20 protein-coding genes are annotated in these 22,751 nt (G+C 47.0%); 11 read left to right on the forward strand and 9 right to left on the reverse strand.

Translation table 11 applies throughout. The features are described from left to right. The 3 genes from ACTIE6_RS09475 to ACTIE6_RS09485 all read right to left on the reverse strand — a co-directional run. A partial coding sequence (locus ACTIE6_RS09475; protein WP_439556406.1) for a glycoside hydrolase family 2 protein occupies positions 1-1,489 on the reverse strand: 1,489 nt, incomplete at its 3' end. A 140-nt stretch (positions 1,490-1,629) separates the two neighbouring features. Next, positions 1,630-2,943 carry an MFS transporter gene (locus tag ACTIE6_RS09480; RefSeq protein WP_439556407.1) on the reverse strand — a complete coding sequence of 438 codons (1,314 nt, stop codon included), beginning with the start codon at positions 2,941-2,943 and terminating at the stop codon, positions 1,630-1,632. Positions 2,944-3,021: 78 nt separating this feature from the next. Next, positions 3,022-3,477, reverse strand: coding sequence for a hypothetical protein (locus ACTIE6_RS09485; RefSeq protein ID WP_439556408.1), 456 nt, complete (start codon positions 3,475-3,477; stop codon positions 3,022-3,024). Positions 3,478-3,605: 128 nt separating this feature from the next. Between ACTIE6_RS09485 and ACTIE6_RS09490 the strand changes: the two genes are divergently transcribed. Together ACTIE6_RS09490 and ACTIE6_RS09495 are read left to right on the forward strand one after the other, a co-directional pair. Next, a complete protein-coding gene (locus ACTIE6_RS09490) occupies positions 3,606-5,237 on the forward strand; it encodes a T9SS type A sorting domain-containing protein (protein ID WP_439556409.1) in 1,632 nt (543 codons plus the stop codon). Between the two features lie 9 nt (positions 5,238-5,246). Next, a complete protein-coding gene (locus tag ACTIE6_RS09495) occupies positions 5,247-7,265 on the forward strand; it encodes a thioredoxin domain-containing protein (protein ID WP_439556410.1) in 2,019 nt (672 codons plus the stop codon). On the opposite strand, the gene ACTIE6_RS09500 is transcribed toward ACTIE6_RS09495, so the two are convergent. Together ACTIE6_RS09500 and ACTIE6_RS09505 are read right to left on the reverse strand one after the other, a co-directional pair. Next, positions 7,260-7,778, reverse strand: coding sequence for a DinB family protein (locus tag ACTIE6_RS09500; RefSeq protein ID WP_439556411.1), 519 nt, complete (start codon positions 7,776-7,778; stop codon positions 7,260-7,262). The genes ACTIE6_RS09495 and ACTIE6_RS09500 overlap by 6 nt on opposite strands. 2 nt (positions 7,779-7,780) lie before the next feature. Further along, positions 7,781-8,257 (reverse strand): DUF6265 family protein, encoded by a 477-nt coding sequence (locus ACTIE6_RS09505; RefSeq protein WP_439556412.1) that lies wholly within the window; start codon positions 8,255-8,257, stop codon positions 7,781-7,783. 194 nt (positions 8,258-8,451) lie between these two features. Between ACTIE6_RS09505 and ACTIE6_RS09510 the strand changes: the two genes are divergently transcribed. From ACTIE6_RS09510 to ACTIE6_RS09520, 3 genes are all read left to right on the forward strand, one after another. Next, positions 8,452-9,006 (forward strand): hypothetical protein, encoded by a 555-nt coding sequence (locus tag ACTIE6_RS09510; protein ID WP_439556413.1) that lies wholly within the window; start codon positions 8,452-8,454, stop codon positions 9,004-9,006. Positions 9,007-9,184: 178 nt separating this feature from the next. Next, positions 9,185-10,027: a hypothetical protein gene (locus tag ACTIE6_RS09515; RefSeq protein ID WP_439556430.1), complete on the forward strand. Its 843-nt coding sequence runs from the start codon at positions 9,185-9,187 to the stop codon at positions 10,025-10,027. Between the two features lie 10 nt (positions 10,028-10,037). Then, positions 10,038-11,597 (forward strand): phosphatase PAP2 family protein, encoded by a 1,560-nt coding sequence (locus ACTIE6_RS09520; protein ID WP_439556414.1) that lies wholly within the window; start codon positions 10,038-10,040, stop codon positions 11,595-11,597. An 81-nt stretch (positions 11,598-11,678) separates the two neighbouring features. Here the strand turns inward: ACTIE6_RS09520 and ACTIE6_RS09525 are convergent, their stop codons facing one another. Continuing rightward, positions 11,679-13,841, reverse strand: coding sequence for a molybdopterin cofactor-binding domain-containing protein (locus ACTIE6_RS09525; protein WP_439556415.1), 2,163 nt, complete (start codon positions 13,839-13,841; stop codon positions 11,679-11,681). Positions 13,842-13,875: 34 nt separating this feature from the next. Then, positions 13,876-14,367, reverse strand: a complete 492-nt coding sequence (locus ACTIE6_RS09530) for a (2Fe-2S)-binding protein (protein WP_439556416.1) — start codon at positions 14,365-14,367, stop codon at positions 13,876-13,878. Between the two features lie 181 nt (positions 14,368-14,548). On the opposite strand from ACTIE6_RS09530, the gene ACTIE6_RS09535 reads away from it, so the two are divergent. After that, positions 14,549-15,799, forward strand: a complete 1,251-nt coding sequence (locus ACTIE6_RS09535) for a DUF819 family protein (protein ID WP_439556417.1) — start codon at positions 14,549-14,551, stop codon at positions 15,797-15,799. Positions 15,800-15,810: 11 nt separating this feature from the next. Here the strand turns inward: ACTIE6_RS09535 and ACTIE6_RS09540 are convergent, their stop codons facing one another. Together ACTIE6_RS09540 and ACTIE6_RS09545 are read right to left on the reverse strand one after the other, a co-directional pair. Then, the gene (locus ACTIE6_RS09540; RefSeq protein WP_439556418.1) at positions 15,811-16,581 is read right to left on the reverse strand and encodes an MBL fold metallo-hydrolase; all 771 of its coding nucleotides are present in this window, start codon (positions 16,579-16,581) and stop codon (positions 15,811-15,813) included. A gap of 6 nt (positions 16,582-16,587) precedes the next feature. Further along, positions 16,588-16,965 carry a response regulator gene (locus tag ACTIE6_RS09545; protein ID WP_031527642.1) on the reverse strand — a complete coding sequence of 126 codons (378 nt, stop codon included), beginning with the start codon at positions 16,963-16,965 and terminating at the stop codon, positions 16,588-16,590. A 185-nt stretch (positions 16,966-17,150) separates the two neighbouring features. On the opposite strand from ACTIE6_RS09545, the gene ACTIE6_RS09550 reads away from it, so the two are divergent. The 5 genes from ACTIE6_RS09550 (at position 17,151) to rny (ending at position 22,738) form a co-directional block, all read left to right on the forward strand. Beyond that, the gene (locus ACTIE6_RS09550) at positions 17,151-17,795 is read left to right on the forward strand and encodes a DUF1684 domain-containing protein (protein ID WP_439556419.1); all 645 of its coding nucleotides are present in this window, start codon (positions 17,151-17,153) and stop codon (positions 17,793-17,795) included. Positions 17,796-17,917: 122 nt separating this feature from the next. Beyond that, entirely contained in the window at positions 17,918-20,347 is a 2,430-nt protein-coding gene (pheT, locus tag ACTIE6_RS09555; protein WP_439556420.1) for a phenylalanine--tRNA ligase subunit beta, read from the forward strand. Positions 20,348-20,391: 44 nt separating this feature from the next. Continuing rightward, complete coding sequence (locus ACTIE6_RS09560; RefSeq protein WP_439556421.1) at positions 20,392-20,736, forward strand: hypothetical protein; 345 nt, start codon at positions 20,392-20,394, stop codon at positions 20,734-20,736. Further along, positions 20,733-21,044: a cell division protein ZapA gene (gene zapA, locus ACTIE6_RS09565; RefSeq protein ID WP_031527638.1), complete on the forward strand. Its 312-nt coding sequence runs from the start codon at positions 20,733-20,735 to the stop codon at positions 21,042-21,044. The genes ACTIE6_RS09560 and zapA overlap by 4 nt, the downstream gene beginning before the upstream one ends. 122 nt (positions 21,045-21,166) lie before the next feature. Further along, positions 21,167-22,738, forward strand: a complete 1,572-nt coding sequence (rny, locus tag ACTIE6_RS09570) for a ribonuclease Y (protein WP_439556422.1) — start codon at positions 21,167-21,169, stop codon at positions 22,736-22,738. Positions 22,739-22,751: the final 13 nt, after the last annotated feature.

The following is a 22,751-nucleotide window of genomic DNA, read 5'->3' on the forward strand; positions in this document are numbered from 1 at the left end:
GCTCTGATTTTAACCTTCCTTCGAGCGAAATATGTTGCCAGCCATCATTATCCACCACCAGAAACTGCGGGTAAGCAATTTGCATAAAATGATACATTTCAATGATGTACTGCTGTGTTTCAACATTATGCGCAATGTCCTGCACACCCCAGTCTTCATTATATAAGCTCCAAATCACAACCGATGGGTGAGTACCAATCAATGCAACCATTCTCCTGAGTTCGGCGCGGTGATTTTCCCGGCTTTGGAAGGTAGATTGATGCGGACTGGGCACCTCAACCCAGAGCAATATCCCGATCTTGTCGGCAAGCTTGTAAATGCGGGGATCGACACCGGCAATGTGAATTCGTACCAGGTTGCAACCCAGCTCCTTCATCGCAAGCAAATGCTTTTTGATCTGATCATATGTTGAATTCCCCGGCTGGTAAAGGATACCATCCAGGTAAATGGGCTTGCTGTTCAGGTAGAGTTTGTTGCCTCTTGCTTCAAATTTCCTCAAACCAAACTTCGTCTCAATCTCTGAAACAGAACCCTCTTCATCAATGAGCTGCGCGACCAGCCGGTACAGATTGGGTGTCTCAACCGACCAAAGCAATGCATTGGGTAAGTCGACCACGAGCCGCTGTGATTTTTGTCCCGCTTCGAGTACCAGCTCAAATTCGTCTTCTGCTACCAGCTCTTCGCTTTCAACAGGATATATAAACAGCTTGATTTTATACTTTCCCGGATCGTGAATGCGGGTTGTTAATGTAAACCTCACCAGGTTATCTTCAATAATACTAACTACACCCACGCGAGAGCGCAGCCGGTTTCTTTCAACTTTTTCAAGCCACACACTCCGTACAGCGCCCGTGAAAGTCTGGTACCAGATCCCGCCCCGCTTATAAACATGCGATTCCTGCTTACCACGGGGGATATCCGCGTCCATACTGCTCGCAACACGCACTGTAAGCCGGTTGACCGGTTTCAGCATTTCAAGCTCGTAAGAAAAGGAAGTATACTCTCCCGTGTGCACCTGGTCGCCTTCGATCGTAGAAAGCAGGTGTCCATTAAGCCAGACCATTGTAGCGTAGCCGCAGGCCCCAAAAGTGAGTTGGAGAATGGTATCGTTGTCCGACGCGGCAGCAGCCTGGGCCGGAACTTCAAAACTTCTTTCGTACCAAACTACGATCTTATCCTGCCAGGAAGCACTCGCATTTTGAGATACAGCCAGATGCTGCTCTACGCTTCCCGGCCAGTTTGCAGTTCTCGTAAAATCATGCTGTACATACCAACTCTCAACCAGTCCCCTATCCTCTGCGTCAACTGCAAATTTCCACTCGCCGTCGAGTAAAATGTATTCATTTGGTCTGAGAACAGCGCGGGGCAGATCATCCCTGAAAGCTTCTGTGTCGAAGGATGCTTCCCTGCTTTTGGAAGAGCCGTAATTGGTGTGGTTTTGCATTTCTACCAGGTTTAGATGTTCAAATGCAGCCGAACTTGCGTGCATTCCTACTTCTTTTACATTAATGTATAACCAAGAAGTCAGCCAGATTCGATAAGAACTATGCCAGCCCGGGATATCAAATTGCTAAGAATAATAGAAAACTAACCCGAAATCTACGTTTGAATGCCAATATGTATACAGAATCAGCTCTTTTGCTTGTCCAACTCCAACCGGTAAATTTTAAGTGAAGGAATGCGGGAAAGTAGTATAAGTCCCAGCACAAAAATGACGAGCAATGCGAGAATACTGTTGCGCATACTGCCAGTGAGATGCTCTACGATCCCGTAAATGAATGTACCAATTACAATGGCCAGCTTTTCGGTCACGTCGTAAAAGCTGAAATAAGAGGCGGTGTCGCTCACATTTTCGGGGATCAGCTTCGAGTAGGTCGAGCGAGAAAGTGACTGAATTCCCCCCATTACCATTCCCACCGTGCACGCGATCATGTAAAATTCCATTGCCTCAGTAGTATAGTATGCGCCTGTGCAAATGCCTATCCAGATCACAACACCGATCATCAATGCATATATATTGCCGATTTGGGCAGAGAGCCAGGCGAAGGTGTAAGAGCCGGCAATCCCTACCAGCTGGATCAGTAAGACAGTTATAATCAAACTTTGAGAAGGTAATTTCAGCTCGCTTGCGCCAAATATCGTGGCAACGTACATCACCGTTCGCAGTCCCATTGTATAAATGAAAAATGCAGCCAGGAACCTGGCGAGGTAAGGCTGTTCACGCAGATTACCATACACTTTACCCAACTCTTTAAATCCATTCAAAATCCAGCTGCCGCCTTTTTGCTTGTCACTTCTTCCCTCCGGAAGGTAGTGAAAAGGAATTTGTGCGAATAAAATCCACCACAGACCGACAGTAAAAAACGATATCCGCGCCGGCAGTGCTTTTTGGGTAATGCCGTAAAATTGCGGAAACAACACCATACTCAGGTTGAAAAGCAGCAGCAGACAACTACCAAGGTAACCCAGCGAAAAGCCACGGGCGCTGTACCTGTCAAAATTGTCCTCAGTAGCTATTTCGGGCAGATAAGAATCGTAAAAAACAATGCTCCCGCTCCACCCTATCAGGCTCAAACCAAAAAGAAAGATGGAAGCAATGAGGGTATCTTTTGTGAAAAAGTAAAGAAGCATGCAGCTCAATGCACCTGTGTAGCAGAAGAATTGCATAAAGCGCTTCTTCTTGCCGGTATAGTCAGCGACTGCCGTACAAATGGGAACGAGCAATGCGGTGATGAGAAAAGATGCCGAAACCGTATAGGAAAAAAGTACTGAGCTTTTGATTGAAAACCCGAAAAAATCAACTTCCGGTCGACCGGAGGCACTTAGCGCAGTGGCGCTGAAATAAACAGGGAAGATGCTCGAAACAATGACCAGCGCGTGAACCGAGTTGGCCCAGTCGTACATACACCACGCATTGATTATGGAAGGGTTATTCTTTTTCATTCAAAAATATTTGGTACAAAATAAGAAAAGCGGCAGATTTAATCCGCCGCTCCACTTATATATATTCGAAATAAATCCTTAAATCACCGGCTCGAAAACCATAATCGTTTCCTGATCCACCCCGTCGACCGGCATCGTACTTTTGAGCCTCATCCTGCTATTGGTAAGTTCTTCGACCCCAAACTTCCCGGCAAATCCTGAAATTGAAATATCCAGCGTAGCTCCTTCATCGATCAGGTACCAGGTACCACCATTGATCACCTGCTTTGAGCGCTGGTCGATTGCTTTGGTGACATTGTTTTGCATAAACTGAATGTCCATTACCTGTTTGATAGCCTGGGTTTGTGTGTTGAGCAGGTTAATGGGAATATCCTTGCCCGACAAGTCGGTCACCTTGGACATGCGCCATGGATAGTTGACGAGTATTTTGTCCTTTTCTGTCGGCTGCGGCTTTTCGTTCTTATCTTTGTCTTTGTCACAAGCTGCCATAAAAAGGCCCAGAACGAGGCTGGCGAGTAGCAATAATTTTTTCATAATTCTTCTGGATTTAAATTTTTCAGGCCGGTGACCGAGTAAGTCGAAGCATTGTTAACATCATCGCTTTTCCCGGAAAAACAACATTATACACATTGCAAAAGTAACGAAATTGTCTGGCCATTCTTATGATCCAATCTTCTAAAATCTATTTCAAGGAATTTTATACAACACTTTTCCTCTTGCTTTTTGCCTGGTTCAATTGCGTTGCCCAGGATTGCCAGCCCGCATTTGTACTAAATCCGGTAAACGGAAACAACAATATAGAATGGGGCAAATTCCCCCGATTTTCTCTTCCATTTGACATCATTTACAGCGGTCCGCGCTTTGGTGATACCCAGTCCCAGCCGCTGCAACACGGGTTTAGCCACCTCGCTTCATTCTCAGGTAATGAGCCTGGCTCCCTTACCCGCCAGCAAAGAGCTGTGCTTTGGTACGGTGTTGCAACATCTAGCGGTAATCAACCCTGGGCTGATAATACTTTGAGGAGCCCGTGGGGAAATGATACAGCGGCTTACCGAAGTTACTGGGACAATTTTGCCGGCAGCGTTACAGATGTGGACATTGTTTGCCTGGATATTGAGAGAATGCAGCGCGAGGACCGTGATATTCTTGCATTAAAAACAAACAATCAGATCCCGCAGAATTATCGCAGTCTCTCCGATCAGGATTTTTTGAGTACTTATAAACGCGATATGCGCTGGTGGTACGCAGAGGCTGTCAACCGGCTGCGCGCCAAAGGTGTCACTGCCAGAATTACCAGTTACAGCGACGTGCCTGTCCGAAATACCTGGCTGAATATTACCTCTAACTCCTGGCAGGACTGGACAACCAACCTCGCCCGGACCCATTACCTGGCACAGGATAACAGTGGTAAAATCGGGGGAAATTTCTTCAATTCGCTTGATTTTCAATCGCCCTCGCCTTATTACTATTATGGTTATGCCAATCCTATCGGGAAAGATTATCTCTCTTACCTGCTGTTCAACATTGAAGCGAATGCAGCGTGGAGTAACAAACCTGTTATTCCGTTTGTGTGGCTGAGGATCCACGACAGCTACGATCCGAATACCCCGTTGATTGACAATTTTCAGGCGCAGGCGACAGCTATTTTCCCATTCTTTTCAGGTGCGAAAGGACTTTGGCTTTGGGAAAATCCATTTTTCCCGGGTAACCGTCAGGAAAACTATGCGCCTTACGAACATTTCATTTATGGTTTGTACCGGCTCTCGGAGTTCCGGAATATGTTCGAAGGTACTTACCAGCTTGTGATACCCCAATCGGCCCGGGATCACATGGAGCTGCAAAATACCGTTTGGAGAGGTGTTGTTAAAAATGGACAAATCCTGATCGCGGCTCAAAACCCTTACGCAGCGGACAATCAGCAAACCACGATTACAGTATCCTATCAGAAATGGACACGCAATATTACATTGAATGGAAAACAGGTATTCCTGTGCAAGTTTGACCTTGACGATTCGGTGACCTCGGTAGAGCAGCCGCTTTCAGATGCTTATGTGTATCCATACATTATTTCAAGCGAGATCAATGTGGTACTTACCGGCGTAAATGGCGGCACTGACGTGAATATGACGATACTGAACACAAAGGGACAATCCTTATTTCAGAAGGAGCTGAAATCGCGGGCGGGAGAAGCCAGGCACACCATTTCACTTCCTTATCTATCTGCTGGCATATATTTTGTCCGCTTTGACACCCCGCACCAAACAATTACCAAAAAGGTAGTTGTAAATCATTAAGTCAGCACTATGAACCGTCTTGCACAGGAAACCAGCCCGTATTTACTTCAACACGCGCATAACCCGGTAGACTGGTACCCCTGGGGAAATGAGGCACTTGAAAAAGCCAAAGAGGAAAATAAGCCTATTCTGGTGAGTATCGGCTATTCTGCTTGCCACTGGTGCCACGTTATGGAGCGTGAATGCTTTGAGAAAACAGATATTGCGGCAGTGATGAACGCGCATTTCGTCTGCATTAAAGTTGACCGCGAAGAACGGCCAGATGTCGACGCAGTTTATATGGACGCGGTGCAGGCAATGGGAGTACGGGGGGGCTGGCCGTTGAATGTGTTCCTGCTGCCTGACAGTAAACCATTTTACGGAGTAACTTACCTGCCTCCTCAAAATTGGGTACAATTGCTCAAAAGCATTGATAATGCATTCCAAAACCACTACGATGAGCTTGCAAAATCAGCCGAAGGTTTTGTAGAGAATATGTCGATTCCCGATTCTGAAAAATATGGATTGACAAGCCAGCAAAGCGAATTCGAAGCAGCGCATCTGGACTCGATGTTTGAACAGCTTCAAAAAAACTTTGATACGCACAATGGCGGAATGGACAGGGCACCCAAGTTTCCGATGCCTTCCATTTACAAGTTCCTGCTGCGTTACTATGATATCAGCCAGAACCCGGAAGCATTACGCCACATTGAGCTTACATTAAACAGGATTGCACTTGGCGGGATTTACGATCACGTGGGCGGCGGCTGGGCGCGATACTCTGTCGATGATCAGTGGTTTATACCACATTTCGAGAAAATGCTCTATGATAATGCACAGCTGCTGGAAGTATTTTCGGAAGCCTATTCACTCACCCAAAATCCTCTGTATGCAGACCGGATCCAGCAAACAATCGGCTGGCTGGATCGTGAAATGCGGCATGCGGAAGGCGGCTTTTACTCCGCTTTGGATGCGGATAGCGAAGGTGTGGAAGGTAAATTTTACATCTGGACAGAAACTGAACTGCGAGAGATACTAGGTGATGATTTCAGTTGGTTTTCGAAATTATACAACATTTCAGGCCATGGAAACTGGGAGCATGGTTTCAACCATTTGCACCTGACAGAAGCTCCCGTTCATACCGCAAAAGCGGCCGGTATTTATCATGATCAGTTTGAAGCGAACTACCGCAACGCATTGCAAAAGCTTTTCGACTACCGCGCCGAGCGCGCGCGACCGGGACTGGATGATAAGATACTTGCTTCGTGGAATGGACTGCTGATTTCGGGACTGGCTGCTGCTTACCGCGCGCTCGGCGACGAGAAGATCAGGGAAATGGCGGTATCGGCGGGCCATTTTATTTTTGAAAAAATGGGTGTCGAAGAACGGCTGCTCCATAGCTACAAGAATGGAAAAGCCTCCGTAACCGGTTTTCTGGAAGATTATGCTGCGGTAATCGGCGCTTGTCTTTCCCTTTATCAGATTACATTCGAGGAACACTGGATTCACAAGGCAGAAGAACTTACTTCCTACACGCTGAGCAACTTTTACGATACTGAGGAAGGATTTTTCAACTTTACCGATGTCTATGGAGAAGCTTTGATCGCACGAAAGAAGGAGCTTTTTGACAATGTAATTCCCGGCTCCAATTCCATGATGGCTCATAACCTGTATACGCTCTCCTTAATGACGGATAAGAGCGAGTACCTGGAAATCGCCGATAAAATGCTTTCTAAAATCAGCCGGCTTGTGCTTACGGATGTGCAATGGGTTACCAATTGGGCCGCTCTGTATTGTCAGCGCGCAGTACCTACCGCAGAAGTAGCGATTGTAGGCACACAAGCTGATCAGCTCCGCAAGGATTTCGACCGCTTTTTTGTGCCCAATAAAGTAGTAATGGGAACTGCTACCACCTCAGAGCTGCCTCTGTTGCAAAACCGGACTGAGATCAATAATCAGACCGCGATTTACATTTGCTACGATAAAACCTGCCAGCTGCCGGTTACCAAAGTGGAGGAAGCCCTGCAACAGCTTTCCGGCGGATTATAGCAGCGGGAAGTACCGCTCGGCAAGGATATTCATGTGGTGAACAGGGTGGCCCAGAATGACAAAGCCCAAAGCAAGCGGTGTGATTTCCTTACCATCCGCACTGCCGGTACGTTGCAGCATTACTTCGTTCATGTTCTTGAACAAGGCAATACTTGCCGCCCGCACCAGGTCAAATTCAGCAAGAAGGTCTTCCAGTGTACGCTCATTCGCAGTGGTATTCGGTGCGAGGATATTTTCATCATATCCCGCAAGTGCAGTATTGTCGCCCCTCGAAAACCGCAATGCCCGGTACCCCATAATGCGCTCGTTATCGATCACGTGCTGTAAAGTATCGTTAACCGTCCACTTCCCGGGTGCGTATACCTTATCTCCCAGCGCCTTCAACTTTGTGACGTCATGATAAATTGATGCTGGTGTGTATTTCTCAAATCCTTCAATCAATTCCATATCATCACAAAGATTAATGTAGCGGTCAAAGAAGGGCGGCATTGGATGAATGTCTGATTTTCTCATGGCTATTTTAGTTTAACCCGGGTATATAGATAATCAATTCGCTTGTCCTGTCCATTCAAGCTGCCTTCAATCCAGGCATCGATTGCATTCTCTGCTTTCAGATTATATACAATCCTGCTGGGAAAATCATGTGCAGGATTCTCCCACACAAACTTACTTTTCTCAACAGATTTCAATGTAAATACAACCTCCGCTTCATTGTTCTGGCCTGCGGTTTTCGGCACGTAATAAATTTGCGCGCCTTCTTTGAACAACCGGATAGTCTCTAACTGGGTGGTGTCGGAACCGGCAACCATGTAGCTTTTGCCTATGAGCTCACCGGGAGCTTTCTGGGTCCATTCTTCATAGATTGTACCAGCAGCGCGCTGCGTTTTCCACTTTCCTATGAGCAAATGCAATTTTGCAAAATCATCTGTCTGCGCCTGACCAAGCAGCGGCCCGCATACCATCAGGCACATCAATACGAAAACTTTTACCATTGAACCGGATTGAAGAACAAGTAAATTGGATATGCCAAAATACAGATTCATCACCTCCAAACCAACTCAGAAGCCGCTCAAAAGTATATAACCTAAGGTTACTTATTTAGAGGAAGTTATTTACATCAAAGTATGATAATAGATCTTGTTTATATGCAATCAATTTGATTACTTTGAGTATAATCCTCTCAAACTTGAAAAGTTTAGCGCCGATAGCTTTATTGGTTTTGTTGCTCTGCAATACGTTCGGGCTGAGCGTTGCTGTGATCTTTTTCGAAGAAGATTACCTTCTTGCCTCTTCTACAGAGGCTGTTTCCGAGCAGCAGTTGCTGAAAGTTTACCTCCCTTCCCTGCCCTATTCCGCGGATCTGGAAATTCCAGGCCGAATCGAAGCGTTGATCAGACATGAAAATCAGTTCTACAACCCGGTTCAGGTGCAGCATTCCAATGATACCTTATACATTACCCTGCAAAGTAACCAGGCCGCGCGCGACCGCTTTTTTGAGCTGACCGCAGCCATGCAAATGCTCAGTAACCAACCCGGCGATGCTACCGATCATCCGGGCAGCAAAGCATTAAAGCTGCTTTCTGAGCTGATCAAAACCTATATGCCGGGGAACAGGCAGAATTTCTGCATCTCTCCCCCATTACTCGCAAGTGAAACCAACCACCTGCCGTTTGGTTATAGCCGTAGCTATCCTGCGGTGTCGGTACTGATCAGCAACCCACCACCCGAGCGACTTTCCTAGCGCCACTTTTTTTCTTTCCAAAAGCTTTGCTTCCAAGCATTCAGTGTCAGCGCAATACGCTGCGGGAATGCTGTAAAAAACCATTTATAATATGAACAAATCTTTACCATTGACCAGGTGGGCTTCACTCGCTTTCTGGTTTTTGATTACCATTAGCGCGTCCCAGGTTTTTGCCCAAATGCCTAATGACGCGATCTATATGTCAAAGAAAACAGCCTGTCTGGCCGTTACTTATTCGCACAGTTCCTGGGATAAGTACTGGGAAAATTCACTCCGCCGCGAAAACCTGAACATAGGTACGCACACGACACAAAGCGTGATGCCGATGCTGGCGGTAGGTATTACCAAAAATTTCAATGTAATAGCAGCTGTTCCATACATCTGGACGCAGGCATGTGCCGGGAATCTGATGTGGCAAAAAGGCTTCCAGGATGCATCCGGCTGGCTAAAATATCGTTTTGTTAACAAAGCAGGTTTTAGCCTTCACGCGATTGCAGGAGGTTCCATTCCGGTTACCAACTACATTCCCGACTTTTTGCCTATGTCAATCGGGATCCGGTGCAAAACTGCCACGGCAAGGCTTCTGGTAAATTACCGGCACCAGTCAGGCATATACCTGACTGCACACGGAAGCTACATTTTCAGAAGTAATATCAAGATTGACCGGGATACTTACCAGGCTGACGGAAAGTTATACGATTCTGATCAGGTGCGGGTACCTAACGCTTACGACGCAGCGGCTCGCCTCGGTTATCTCAAAAAAGGTATTCAGGCAGAAGCTTACGCAGAATATGGCGCATGTGCAGGCGGTGACTTTATCCGCAGAAACGATACGCCGTTTCCTACCAACAATATGAAATCTACTACTGTGGGGGTTTATGCCAAATATCAACCCAAAAATATCGGAGTGAATGCAAGGGCGGCACACGTGGTAAGTGGTACCAATGTGGGACAAAGCACGGCATTCTCGGCAGGCATTCTTTATCAGTTCCGTTATGCCAAAGCGGACAAACAACTTTGATTTTTCTACAATGAAACGCAGCTATTCTATCCAACATATATTTAGTAAATCCGCATTGTTGCTCATCCTGGGCGTTGTGGCTGTTTCTTGCAACAAAGTCGTGGATGAACCGACCGTGGGCATCAATGATCCTGCCAGCCTCGACCAGAATGCAGGCAATTGGAAGACTTACGTTCTGACATCATCCTCAGAAATACCGGTTCCAGCACCAACTGAGACAACGAGCGAGTATTACAAAACCGAGCTAACCAAGCTCAAAGAAGTTGTAAATGCACTTACTCCCCACCAAAAAGAGCAGGTCAATTACTGGGGAGCCGGCGCTGTTTTCCGCTGGAATGAAATCGGGCGCGAGCTTGCTGCGAGGTATAATACCCCTCCCGCTTCCAACCAGGACGGCAAGTACCCGGTACCTGACGCGGCAAATCCGCTTGCAGATCCAAAATTCCCATTTGCCAACCCGCCTTACACCGCAAGAGCACTCGCCTACCTCAGTGTAGCGCAGTACGATGCGCTGGTTGCCGCATGGAATTACAAATTCAAATACAAACGTCCCGCACCGTCCAAGTCCGACAATGGGATCAAGACCCTTCTTCCCGTCACTGATCTTCCCTCCTATCCTTCTGAGGACGCGGTTGTGGCAGAGGCTTCGTTTCAAATCCTGAAAGCCATGTTCCCGGGAGAGGTACCTTACCTGGAAGCCAAGTTGCAGGAGCATAAGGAAAGCAGGCTCTGGGCAGGAATGAATGTAAAAAGCGACATTGAAGCGGGAGCTGCACTAGGAAAAGCCGTGGGAGAAAAAGCAATGGCCCGCGCTAAAACAGACGGAATGGGCGCAGCAAACAATCAGGCAAAAACAGCTGAAATGATTGCAAATGCAAAGGCGATCGGGATTACAGAACCGTGGGTAAGCCAGGAATTTCCCCCACGCCCCGCTATGCTGCCTACTTATGGAACTGTTATGCCCTGGAACTTCGACCGGCAAACCCTGCCTTCCCTTCGCCCGTCGCCTCCACCGGCAATTGGCAGCGAAGAGTTTAAGAAAAACATGGAAGAGCTGACCAAAATTGCAAAAAGCCAGACCCGTGAGCAGGCGCGCATTGCCAGCTTCTGGTCAGACGGTGTGGGAAGCTATACACCTCCCGGCCACTGGCACAGACGCGCTGCGAACCTTTGTCACGATAATAAATACAGTGAAGTTCGCACCGCCAGAACATTGGCGCTATTGGGAACAACATTGCAGGATGCGGGTATTGCCTGCTGGGATGCAAAATATTACTACTACTATCCCCGCCCGAACCAGATGGACAAGAAGGTAAAAACCTCTGTCGGTTTACCGAACTTCCCGTCTTATACTTCGGGGCATTCTACTTTCTCGGGAGCTGCGGCTGAATTACTGGCGCATATATTTCCAGGCGAAAAACAAAAGCTGGACGCAATGGCGAACGAAGCGTCAGTTTCAAGAATTTATGGTCTGATCCACTATCGCTTCGATTGTGAGGCTGGTTTAGAGTCAGGCCACAAAGTTGGTGAATATGCCGTAGCAAGAGCGAAAGCCGACGGAGCCGAATAACTTATAATCAGCATTAAACGAAAATAGCAGTGCCCCGAGGAGTGCTGCTATTTTTTTGACTGAACTTAACAGGTATTTCTCTTAGCCAAGATTATGGATATCAAATGGAAGTGTCCGCATTCTTTTACCTGTGGCAGCAAATACTGCATTGCCCAGTGCCGGCGCAATCGGCGGCAAGCCTGGTTCGCCAACACCGCCAGGTACCTCGCCACTGTCAATAATATGTACCTCTATTTTCGGCATTTCATTCAGGCGCATGATGTTGTATTCATGAAAATTGCTCTGGTCGCATTTGCCATTCGTGAATGTTATTCCATCCTTGATTGCGGCGGTAAGTCCCATTACAATGTTCCCCTCGGTTTGTGCTTTCACATTGTCGGGATTGACATAGTGGCCACAGTCGATCACGGAAACAACCTTATCAATGTGCACTCCCTGATCCTTCTTCGAGACAGTAATGCAGCAGGCAGATATACTTCCGAAAGATTTGAAAACAGCGAGCCCTTTTCCACTTCCTTCCGGCAGCTTCTCGTCCCAGTTAGCTATGTCGGCCAGGGTTTTAAGAACCTTTTGAAAGCGCGGATCGGGCAATATATCCAGTCGTGCCTGCAACGGATCCTTTTTGGCCAAATGCGCCAGTTCGTCTACAAAACACTCCTGGCCCCAGCCGAAGTTGGATGCATATACAGATCGCCACCAGACAACGGGTATATCAGTCTTCACATTAGTCCAGCTGATTTTAGAAGCAGAGTCAAACTGGTATTTGCTATTCTCAGTACTTAGCTCGCCACCAATCCAGGAGTCGGCTTCATCCTCTTTCAAACCTTTGAATACCTGGCCCTGGATAGACTCGCCAATGGTATGGTGGTGAAATCCGGTAATCTTTCCATTCTCTACAAAACCTTGCATGTGACTGAGCATTCCCGGCCGGTACGGACCCTGTGAAATATCATCTTCCCTGCTCCATATCACCTTGACGGGCTTTTTCACTTCCCGCGAAAGATGACAAGCTTCCAGCACAAAGTCGTGGTAAGCTTTACGGCCAAATGCGCCCCCAAGTAATGCCACGTTGATCTTGACCTGTTCAGGCTTTACTTTCATGTAACCACAAACGTCCCGCACCGTCCAGTCCGGTCCTTGCACCGGCCCCCAGATTTCGACACTTCCATCCTCTTTCACGTGTGCAATTGCATTCTCAGGTTCAATGGGCGCGTGCGCGAGAAAGGGAGTCTGGTAATTGGCTTCAAGCTTTTCCTGCGCTTTGGCATACTTCGCAGCAAAATCGCCCTTTTCCTCGAAGTTGACGCCAGGTTTGGTGGCAGCTTGTGCAGTTGCCTTATAGTAATCGGCAGTGTTTAATGTTTTTTCATAATCTGCATTGTCCCAGGTTACTTTCAACGCTTTCTTACCTTTCAATGCAGCCCAGTAATTGGTAGCTACCACTGCAACGGCGTCGGAGGTTCGGTGTGGCATGGTACGCTCGGTTTTGATCACCTTCAAAACACCTTTCACCTTTTTCGCTTCCGAATCATCGATACTAAGCACTTTCCCGTGAATCACAGGCGAATGCAAAATGCTCGCGTATACCATTCCTGGCACTTCCACATCAATCCCGTAAACTGCTTTACCGGTTACTCTCTCGGGTACATCAAGGCGTTTATTATATCTTCCAATGATCTTAAAATCTTTGGATTCCTTCAATTTGGGTGCTTTCGGAATTTCCAGTTTGGAAGCATCGTCGGCGAGCTCGCCATACGTAAAGCTCCTGCCGCTGCCGGGGTGAACAATTTTCCCGTCCTCGGCCTTGCATTCAGTTACCGGCACATTCCAGCGTTTGGCGGCGGTAGTAGTAAGCATTTCCCTGGCCGCTGCGCCTGCTTTACGGATCGGCATCCATAGCTCACGCACAGAGCTGCTGCCACCAGAAGTCTGACTTCCGTATTTACCGCTTCCGTCACTCTGCACAATCAGCACCTTTTCCAGACTCACTTCCAGCTCTTCTGCCAAAAGTGAGGGTACTGCCTGCGTGGAGCCTTGACCCATATCGGGCCGGGGATTCACCAATGTGATATTGCCAGCTGTATCAATGATGATAAATGGATTGATTTCCAGTTTAATGACTGCCGGACTAATTTTTTTGACTGCCGCATCCCTCGTAAAGCCCGAAATTCCTAAGGCTAATCCCACAGACGCAAGGCTGCCCGCTTTTAAAAAGCTGCGGCGTGATGGTTGTATATTTTCCAAGATCTTGGTTAACTAAATTTGATAACTGTATGCCCTACATCTTCCCAATGCCACTTTCGGCAACCTTTACTTCCTCTGCGGCGCGGTGTATTGCTTTGCGGATCCGGTCGTAAGTACCGCAACGGCACAGGTTGCCGCTCATAGCAACGTCTATATCTGCATCAGTCGGTTTCGGATTTGATTTCAGCAGTGCAACCGCAGACATGATCTGGCCCGATTGGCAGTAACCGCATTGAGGTACCTGCTCTTCAATCCACGCCTTCTGAATGGCGTGCAACTTTCCTTCGCCAATCCCCTCGATCGTAGTGATCTTGTCGGTTTTGGTCAAAGCAGATATCGGTGTCTGGCAGGAGCGTGCAGGTGTTCCGTTTAAATGTACCGTGCAGGCGCCGCATTGCGCCATTCCGCAGCCGAACTTGGTTCCTTTCAGTCCCACAAAATCCCTGACAACCCAGAGTAAAGGCATATCGGGATCGACATCAACCTTTACCTTTTTTCCATTTACTGATAAATTATAAATCGCCATAGTAAGTCAATAATGCCAGCACTTCGCTGCTGAGCAGTATCTAAATTATTCTAAAAAATACATTTATGCAAAAACCGGGGCTTGCTACCGGAGCAGGAAAAAAGCGGCTGTATATGCCAATTCAGCCGAGTTATCGAAAACAAAGCTATTTTTACCCTCAAACCGAACCTTGCTCTATACAATGATAAAAAACGATGCGGTAGTACTTGGGATACTGATGCTGATTTTGGGGGCCGTCTTCTTGACAGCTTCACTCGAAAGCAGAGGCTGGAAACGCTTTTACAGCATTATCCCCCCATTGTTGCTGTGCTACTTCATTCCAGGACTTTTAAATTCATTCGGCATTGTGGATGGCGCTGGCTCTCAGCTTTATCCGGTTGTTTCCAAATATTTTCTTCCAGCCTGTCTTGTGTATTTCACGTTGGGAATGGACTGGAAATCACTGGCTAAACTAGGCCCGAAAGCATTGATTGCGATGCTTACCGGCACAGTCGGTATTATGTTGGGCGGACCGCTGGCACTCTGGATCGTGGGAAGCATCAGCCCGGCAACCGTAGCCGGACAGGGTAACAACGAAGTTTGGCGCGGACTGGCTACTATAGCCGGAAGCTGGATCGGCGGAGGCGCCAATCAGACTGCATTGAGAGAAGTGTTTCAGCCGAGCGATATGCTGTTTTCGCAAATGGTAGCGGTAGATGTGCTGGTTGCTGAACTCTGGATGGCCCTTTTGATTTATGGAGCTGGGATTTCGGCCCGAGTAGATCGCTTTCTCGGTGCAGACAGTAGTATCGTAGAAGATGTAAAACTGCATCTTGACACTGAAAATCAGCTAAATGAAAGGGTACCGAAATTTGCGGATTATATCATGATGGCGGCGGTAGGATTTGGTGCAACGGGCATTTCACACGCACTCGCAGAGCTTATTACCCCATTCCTGGCCACTAACTATCCCGAGCTTGAAAAATACAGCCTTACTTCCAATTTCTTTTGGGTGATCAGCATTGCCACGCTGATCGGTATCGCTTTGTCAGTAACTCCTGCACGTAGACTGCAACACGCAGGTGCTTCCAAATTAGGTTCTGTATTCCTCTACGTGCTGATCGCGACCATCGGAATGCAAATGGACTTAGGTGCAGTGGCAGATAATCCCGGACTTTTTGCAATCGGTCTGATCTGGATATCCATTCACGGCATTATCCTCGTGCTGGTTTGCAAATGGCTTAAAATTCCCTTTTTCTTTCTGGCAGTCGGTAGTCAGGCGAATGTGGGCGGCTCGGCTTCGGCCTCGGTTGTCGCCGCGGCATTTCACCCCTCACTGGCGCCGGTGGGCGTTTTGCTGGCCATACTCGGCTATGCCGTCGGGACTTACGGCGGCTATCTTACTGCATTGCTCATGCAGATGGTTTCAAATACGGCAGGGTTTCAAATGTAGAATCAGGGTATTCAGAAATCTTCCAGGTTCAGTACCAGACCGTCGTATGCCAGGTGCACAGTGGGGGGAAGCTCTTTTTCAATGTCCGCGTGAAGACCCAATTTGTGACTGATGTGCGTGAGATATGCCTGAGGTACTTGCAGCTTCTCTATCAATGCGAGTGCCTGCGAAAGCGTGAAATGAGATAAATGCGGCTCCTTTTGCAAGGTATCAAGTACCAGCACCTGGGTACCTTTTATTTTAGCCTGCTCTTCCTCTGAAATAAAGTTGGCATCGGTAATGTAAGTGAAGTCACCAAAACGAAATCCGTAAACAGGTAGTTTATGGTGCATTACTTCAATGGGGATCACGCGGATACCTGCAACATCAAAAGGCTTATTGTCAATGGAATGCATTTCGAAGTGCGGCACACCAGGGTACCTTGTTTCTGAAAATGCGTATGCAAACTCATTCCTGATCTGGTCGAGCACTTCCTTCCTGCCGTAAAGCGGCATATCCTTTTGCTGCTTGTGATTGAATGCGCGGATATCGTCGAGTCCGGCAGTGTGGTCCTTATGCTGGTGCGTAAAAATAGCTGCGTCCAGGTGCTTGATATCTGCCCGGAGCATTTGCTGCCGAAAGTCGGGGCCCGTATCGATTACCATCGCTTTTCCCCTGGTTTCGACAAAAACGGATGCCCGCAAACGTTTGTTGTGCTGGTCACTAGAACGGCAAACGGCACATTCACAGGCGATAACTGGTATTCCCTGTGATGTGCCGGTCCCTAAAAATGTGATCCTCATTCTATCTTATTCCGTCAAATGCGCCACTACTTCAACCAGGCGGTCAAAATTTAAAGGTTTCATGAGCGCATCATCAAATCCTGCTTCTTTGAAATCTTCTTCTGAATAATTCTTTGCATTTCCTGTGATCGCCACAATCGGCGTCTTCGCTTTCTGCTCGTTCGGCAATTTGCGGATACTTCTCGCGCACTCCATTCCATCCATCACAGGCATATTGATATCCAGCAAAATGATATCGAAATCCTCTTTTTCAAGCAATTGCAATACTTGTTCTCCATTTTTCACCGAAGTGATTTCATAATGTTGGAATTCCAGTATTTTCCTTGCCAGATTTTGAATTACTGAACTGTCTTCGGCAATGAGTACTCTCTTTGTGTATGACATATGATGGGCCAGGTATTGGTTTTAATTATTTGCCAGGTCAATTTAGGTATATTTCAATCATTAACACAAACCAGCTTTATGCGAAATTTGAAAAATATCATAAAAAAGTAAATAAACTCCCGATACTTTTTCGGAGGTAACATTAGCTGTAAGTTTGCAAAACGTTTACCATTACCGTTTTAGTTATGTTTAAAAATAAACTGATCCGTTACAGCACAATTGCTATGTTCATTGCAATTATAGCCTACTTCGTGATCGAGAATTTCAGCACCGGCAACGATCCACTCGCCGCAGTGAACCCCCAGCAATACAAAACGCAGCTCGTCGAAGAGAGAGCCGCAAAAGATGAGCAGTTCAGAACTTCCGATGATTCCCCGATCGCCGATAAGGAAAGCTTTCACGGCTTGCATTACTTCGAGCCAAACCTGACTTACCGGGTACAGGCGACCGTTTCTCCCTATATGAATGAGGACAAGGAAATGGTCGTGAAATATACCGATGGTACAACCGAGAAGTACCAGAAATATGGATATGCCAACTTCAAGATCATGGGCCAGGACCAGAAGCTGCTGTTACTTGAGAATGACGGAACCATTTCGGTGTTGTTTCAGGATGCTACAAGCGGTAAGCAAACCTATGGCGGTGGCCGCTACATTGATTATCCGGTAGCTAATGTCAAAAACAACGTGATTGTACTCGATTTCAATAAGGCGTATAATCCATATTGTGTATACCAGGAAAGTTACGCCTGCCCCGTACCGCCCGCCGAAAACCGGCTTACCATACCGATCGAAGCCGGAGAACTGCTGGAAAGCTCCGTGCACGAATAACGGATTACCTGCATAAAAGTGCGGCAGAACGCATTTGAGCGGCACCTGTTCCAACTAAATCATTATTTTTGCATAAAGGCGGTTTAACGAATTGACCGCTTTTATATCATTATAGTAATCGCATGAAGATCTCTTATAAGTGGCTTAAAGACCTCATTGAAATTAGTGAAACTCCCGACGAAATCGGCAAACTGCTTACAGCCACGGGTCTGGAAGTAGAAGCAATAGAAGAGATTGAATCAATTAAAGGCGGTTTGCAGGGCGTCGTTGTCGGCGAAGTATTGAACTGTGAAAAACACCCGGAAGCAGACAGGCTGAGCCTTACCACCGTGGATGTGGGTGTTGAAAACCCGCTTTCCATTGTATGCGGCGCCCCGAATGTAGCTGCGGGACAAAAAGTGATTGTTGCCACAGTGGGCGCAGTACTTTACCCTGCCGGCAGTGACCAACCTTTGGTTTTGAAAAAATCGAAAATCCGTGGCGCATTGTCAGAAGGAATGATCTGCGCGGAAGATGAGCTGGGTACCGGCACTTCCCACGATGGGATCCTGGTGCTGGATACTGATTTGCCAAATGGGACACCTGCCAGCGAGTACTTCGGTATTTCTTCCGATTATCTGATTGAGATCGGACTTACCCCAAACAGAGCTGACGCAGCTTCGCATTTCGGAGTTGCAAGAGATTTGAAGGCGGTTCTAAACAGGCCCATAACACTCCCATCGGTCGAAAACTTCGCAGTTGCGAATCAGTCTTTGCCCATCCCGGTCGAAATAAGAAACCCGGAAGCCGCGCCGCGTTTTACGGGATTGACTATCTCAGGTATTCAGGTTGGAGAATCACCTGACTGGCTTAAAACCCGTTTGCAGACGATCGGGATCAGGTCGATCAATAATATCGCGGATATTACTAATTATGTGTGCCACGAACTCGGCCAGCCTATGCACGCTTATGATGCAGCTAAAGTAAAAGGCGGCAAAGTAATCGTAACAACACTTGCAGAAGGGACACCATTTGTGACACTCGACGGCGTCGAAAGAAAGCTGTCTGCTACTGACCTGATGGTTTGTAATGCAGGCGATGGTACCACACCCGAGCCGATGTGCATTGCAGGTGTTTTCGGCGGACTTACTTCGGGGGTTTCTGCGGAAACCACTTCCATTTTCCTTGAATCCGCTTACTTCTCACCCGCTTCGGTTCGGAAAACAGCACAGAGATTCAGCCTGAAAACGGATTCTTCTTTCCGCTTCGAGCGAAGTACCGATCCTAACATGCCGGTTTTCGCATTAAAGCGGGCTGCATTGCTGATCCAGGAGATTGCAGGCGGAAAGATATCTTCTGAAATAGTTGATGTATATCCGCAACCTATCGGCGACTTCAAAGTGGAAATGAAGTACCGCAATATTAGCAGACTGATCGGAAAAGAGCTCGAAAAAGCGGAGATCAGCCGCATTCTTGCTGCACTGGATATTACCATTGAAAACGAAACTGAAAGTACATTTACCGCCATTGTACCACCTTACCGTGTAGATGTTCAGCGCGAGGCGGATGTTATTGAAGAAATCCTCCGCATTTACGGGTTCGGACAAGTGGAGCTATCAGAAGCAATGAGCTCTGATTTTCTTTCCGACTTCCCGGTTAATGATCCCGAAAAGCTCCGTTTGCGCATTTCCGAGCTACTTGCCGGCAATGGGTTTAATGAAATGATCAACAATTCGCTGACCAAGCCGGAGTACCAGGAGTCTTTGAAAGAGAGTCTCTTGGGAGAGCCAGTTAAAATCCTGAACTATCTGAGTGAGGATTTATCTGTAATGCGGCAAACGCTACTTTTCTCGGGACTTGAAGTAATCGGCTACAACATCAACCGCCGCCAACGCGATCTTAAATTGTTTGAATTTGGCAAAACCTACCATAAGTCAGGAGACAAGTACATTGAAAAGGAAAGACTGTCCGTTTTCCTGACCGGCAATGCGCAACAGGAAAGCTGGGTTCAAAAGTCTCGCGAAGTTACCTTTCACGATCTTGCAGGCATTGCAAGTCAGGTACTGAGCGCGATGAAGATCCGTGAAGTGGAAAAGCAGGAAGCTGACAAAGCTATTTTCAAAAGCGGGCTCACATTGTTTGTGAACAAAAAACAGGTAGCTACACTGGGCTTACTGCAACCCGGTGTTGCCAAAAAGCTTGACATCAAAGTCCCCGTTTATTTCGCTGATTTCGACTGGGAATATCTTTTACGCCAATATGATTCGGCGGTGCAGTATAAGGAAGTTTCCAAATTCCCCGAAGTGCGCAGGGACCTTTCGTTGGTGATCAGCAAGAAGACCACATTTGAAGAGCTAAAACAACTCGCTTACCGGACCGAGCGGCAGCTGCTTCGCACGGTGAATGTATTTGATGTTTACGAAGGCGCTAACCTCGAAGGGAAAAAATCCTATTCTATCAGCTTCATTTTGCAGGATGATCAGCAGACATTGACGGACAAAGTGATAGACAAGTCGATGCAGCGTTTGATTGCAGCTTATGAAAGAGAGTTCGAAGCCGTGATCAGGAAGTAAATCAATTTTGAAAGTGTATTGATCAATATTCATCAGGCTGGACCATGGAAAGAAGCATCGAGCGCATTATCGAACATAAACTTTCTGATCTTGAGAGAAAACTCGAATTTTTGATCAATACAAAAGAGAAAATGAGCTGGACAATTGCCGAGCTTCAGCGTGAAAATGCAGAGCTCCGGCAGGCCAATATCAAACTAAAAGAGGACGCAAAGGAATTGAAGAAAAAAAGCGGGAGTTTGGAAAAAGACTTTAATAAGTCCAAAACTTTCGCTAAAATTGTCACTAGTAAACTGACACCAACAAGCGGAATTGCCGAGCTGAAAGAATCAGTTGAAAGATATATACAGGAGATTGATAAGTGCATAGAATTGCTTGAAGATACCTTATGAAAAAAAATAGCATACCTAATCCAGACGTTTCTGTCTTTATAAAACTGCTGGACAGAGGTTTCAAACTGAGCGTTCCGGCGGATCAGGAGAAATTCTACAGGGATGGGTATGAGGTGTTCTTGCATCGCGTGCAACAGCATAAATTAAGAGGAAAAGTATACGGAGATATTGAGGCCATCGCACTGACTTCTATTGAATGCCTGGTGGCATTGCAGCGGAACCAGGAGCAAATGGATGACCTGGTTCTGGCTTTTAAGAACAGAGTTGAAAAGCTGGATGAAGTAATATCCGGCGCCATTGAGAGCTAACCTTTATACAACTGACCTTTTATTTTGATAATCTTCTGATACTTCCTTCAATCCCTTCACTTTCGGCATTTTAGCACTGGTTGTAGTCGGTAAAACCAACTATATATAAAACCTTTATTGAAATGTCAAATTCTTTGTTTTTCATCGTAGTCCTGTCCGACATTATTGCTGTCGGCGTGGGTATTTTCGCAGGTAAGTACATTTTCCAGCGGTCATTTGATCAGAAGGAAAAGGAAGCTCAGGAAAGAGCGGCCGAAATTCTCAGGAATGCAGAAAGTGCTGCCGAGAATATTAAGAAAGACCGTATCCTGGAAGCAAAAGAAAAGTACCTGCGATTGAAATCAGAATTTGAAGAAGATGCCAACAAGAAACGGAGCATTCTTCAAAGTAACGAGCAGAAACTCAAACAGCGAGAGCAAAGCCTAAATCAGTCTGTCGAGCAGAACAAACGCCGCGAGAATGAACTGGAAGCGCTAAAAAATAACCTCAACCAGCAGCTGGAAACTGCAACCAAGCGTAAGGAAGAAGCTGAAAAATCATTGCAGCAACAAGTAGCACAGCTTGAAAAAATCGCCAACCTTACCGCTGAACAAGCGCGCGAACAACTGATCGACGCGCTGAAAGCCGAAGCCGACACCCGCGCCGGATCTTATGTAAAAAGCGCTATGGAAGAAGCCAGGCTTACTGCTACCAAGGAAGCCAAGAAAATTGTCATTGAAACCATTCAAAGAACCGCTGCCGAGCACGCGATTGAAAACTGCGTATCTGTTTTCAACATTGAAAATGACGATATCAAAGGAAAAATCATCGGTCGCGAGGGACGTAATATTCGCGCATTGGAAGCAGCGACCGGCGTTGAAATTATTGTAGATGACACCCCGGAAGCAATTGTTATTTCAGGTTTCGATCCTGTAAGAAGAGAAATAGCCAGACTTTCATTGCATAGATTGGTACAGGACGGAAGAATTCACCCGGCCAGAATTGAAGAAGTTGTTGCCAAAACGCGCAAGAACATCGACGACGAGATCGTGGAAATCGGTGAGCGTACTGTCATTGATATGGGGATTCACGGCTTGCATCCTGAGCTGGTGAAGATGATCGGAAGAATGCGTTTCCGCTCTTCTTACGGCCAGAATTTGCTGCAACACTCCCGCGAGGTAGCAAAACTTTGTGCAACAATGGCGTCGGAACTTGGTCTGAATACGAAGCTGGCAAAACGCGCCGGCTTGCTCCACGATATTGGTAAGGTGTGGCCCGAAGAATCAGATCTGCCACACGCAATTCTGGGTATGGAGCTGGCTAAAAAGTACAAAGAAAATCCGGAGGTATGCAATGCGATTGGCGCTCACCACGATGAGATCGAGATGACCAGCATTCTGTCTCCTGTTATCCAGGTTTGTGACGCCATTTCAGGCTCACGTCCGGGTGCCCGCCGCGAAATGATGGAATCTTACATTCAACGTTTGCGCGACCTAGAAAATATGGCATTGTCGTTTGACGGAGTGGAAAAATGCTACGCAATCCAGGCAGGCCGCGAGTTGAGGGTGATTATTGACGCAGAAAATGTATCAGATGAAAAAGCAGGAATGCTTTCATTTGATATATCTCAGAAAATTGAAAAAGAAATGCAGTACCCCGGACAAATCAAGATCACGGTAATCCGTGAAATGCGTTCGGTTGCCTATGCGCGCTAACTTAGATTCTCAT

Source organism: Dyadobacter sp. (assembly GCF_051859145.1).
Taxonomy (GTDB): domain Bacteria; phylum Bacteroidota; class Bacteroidia; order Cytophagales; family Spirosomataceae; genus Dyadobacter.

Bases quoted from the DNA above. Each gene is read 5' to 3' on its own strand.
- ACTIE6_RS09505 (WP_439556412.1), bottom strand. From the start codon at position 8,257: ATGGTAAAAGTTTTCGTATTGATGTGCCTGATGGTATGCGGGCCGCTG.
- zapA (WP_031527638.1), top strand. From the start codon at position 20,733: ATGAAAAAAAATAGCATACCTAATCCAGACGTTTCTGTCTTTATAAAA.
- ACTIE6_RS09550 (WP_439556419.1), top strand. From the start codon at position 17,151: ATGTTTAAAAATAAACTGATCCGTTACAGCACAATTGCTATGTTCATT.
- ACTIE6_RS09530 (WP_439556416.1), bottom strand. From the start codon at position 14,367: ATGGCGATTTATAATTTATCAGTAAATGGAAAAAAGGTAAAGGTTGAT.
- ACTIE6_RS09500 (WP_439556411.1), bottom strand. From the start codon at position 7,778: ATGAGAAAATCAGACATTCATCCAATGCCGCCCTTCTTTGACCGCTAC.
- ACTIE6_RS09480 (WP_439556407.1), bottom strand. From the start codon at position 2,943: ATGAAAAAGAATAACCCTTCCATAATCAATGCGTGGTGTATGTACGAC.
- ACTIE6_RS09545 (WP_031527642.1), bottom strand. From the start codon at position 16,965: ATGTCATACACAAAGAGAGTACTCATTGCCGAAGACAGTTCAGTAATT.
- ACTIE6_RS09560 (WP_439556421.1), top strand. From the start codon at position 20,392: ATGGAAAGAAGCATCGAGCGCATTATCGAACATAAACTTTCTGATCTT.
- pheT (WP_439556420.1), top strand. From the start codon at position 17,918: ATGAAGATCTCTTATAAGTGGCTTAAAGACCTCATTGAAATTAGTGAA.
- ACTIE6_RS09485 (WP_439556408.1), bottom strand. From the start codon at position 3,477: ATGAAAAAATTATTGCTACTCGCCAGCCTCGTTCTGGGCCTTTTTATG.
- rny (WP_439556422.1), top strand. From the start codon at position 21,167: ATGTCAAATTCTTTGTTTTTCATCGTAGTCCTGTCCGACATTATTGCT.
- ACTIE6_RS09540 (WP_439556418.1), bottom strand. From the start codon at position 16,581: ATGAGGATCACATTTTTAGGGACCGGCACATCACAGGGAATACCAGTT.
- ACTIE6_RS09495 (WP_439556410.1), top strand. From the start codon at position 5,247: ATGAACCGTCTTGCACAGGAAACCAGCCCGTATTTACTTCAACACGCG.
- ACTIE6_RS09535 (WP_439556417.1), top strand. From the start codon at position 14,549: ATGATAAAAAACGATGCGGTAGTACTTGGGATACTGATGCTGATTTTG.
- ACTIE6_RS09490 (WP_439556409.1), top strand. From the start codon at position 3,606: ATGATCCAATCTTCTAAAATCTATTTCAAGGAATTTTATACAACACTT.
- ACTIE6_RS09520 (WP_439556414.1), top strand. From the start codon at position 10,038: ATGAAACGCAGCTATTCTATCCAACATATATTTAGTAAATCCGCATTG.
- ACTIE6_RS09515 (WP_439556430.1), top strand. From the start codon at position 9,185: ATGCCTAATGACGCGATCTATATGTCAAAGAAAACAGCCTGTCTGGCC.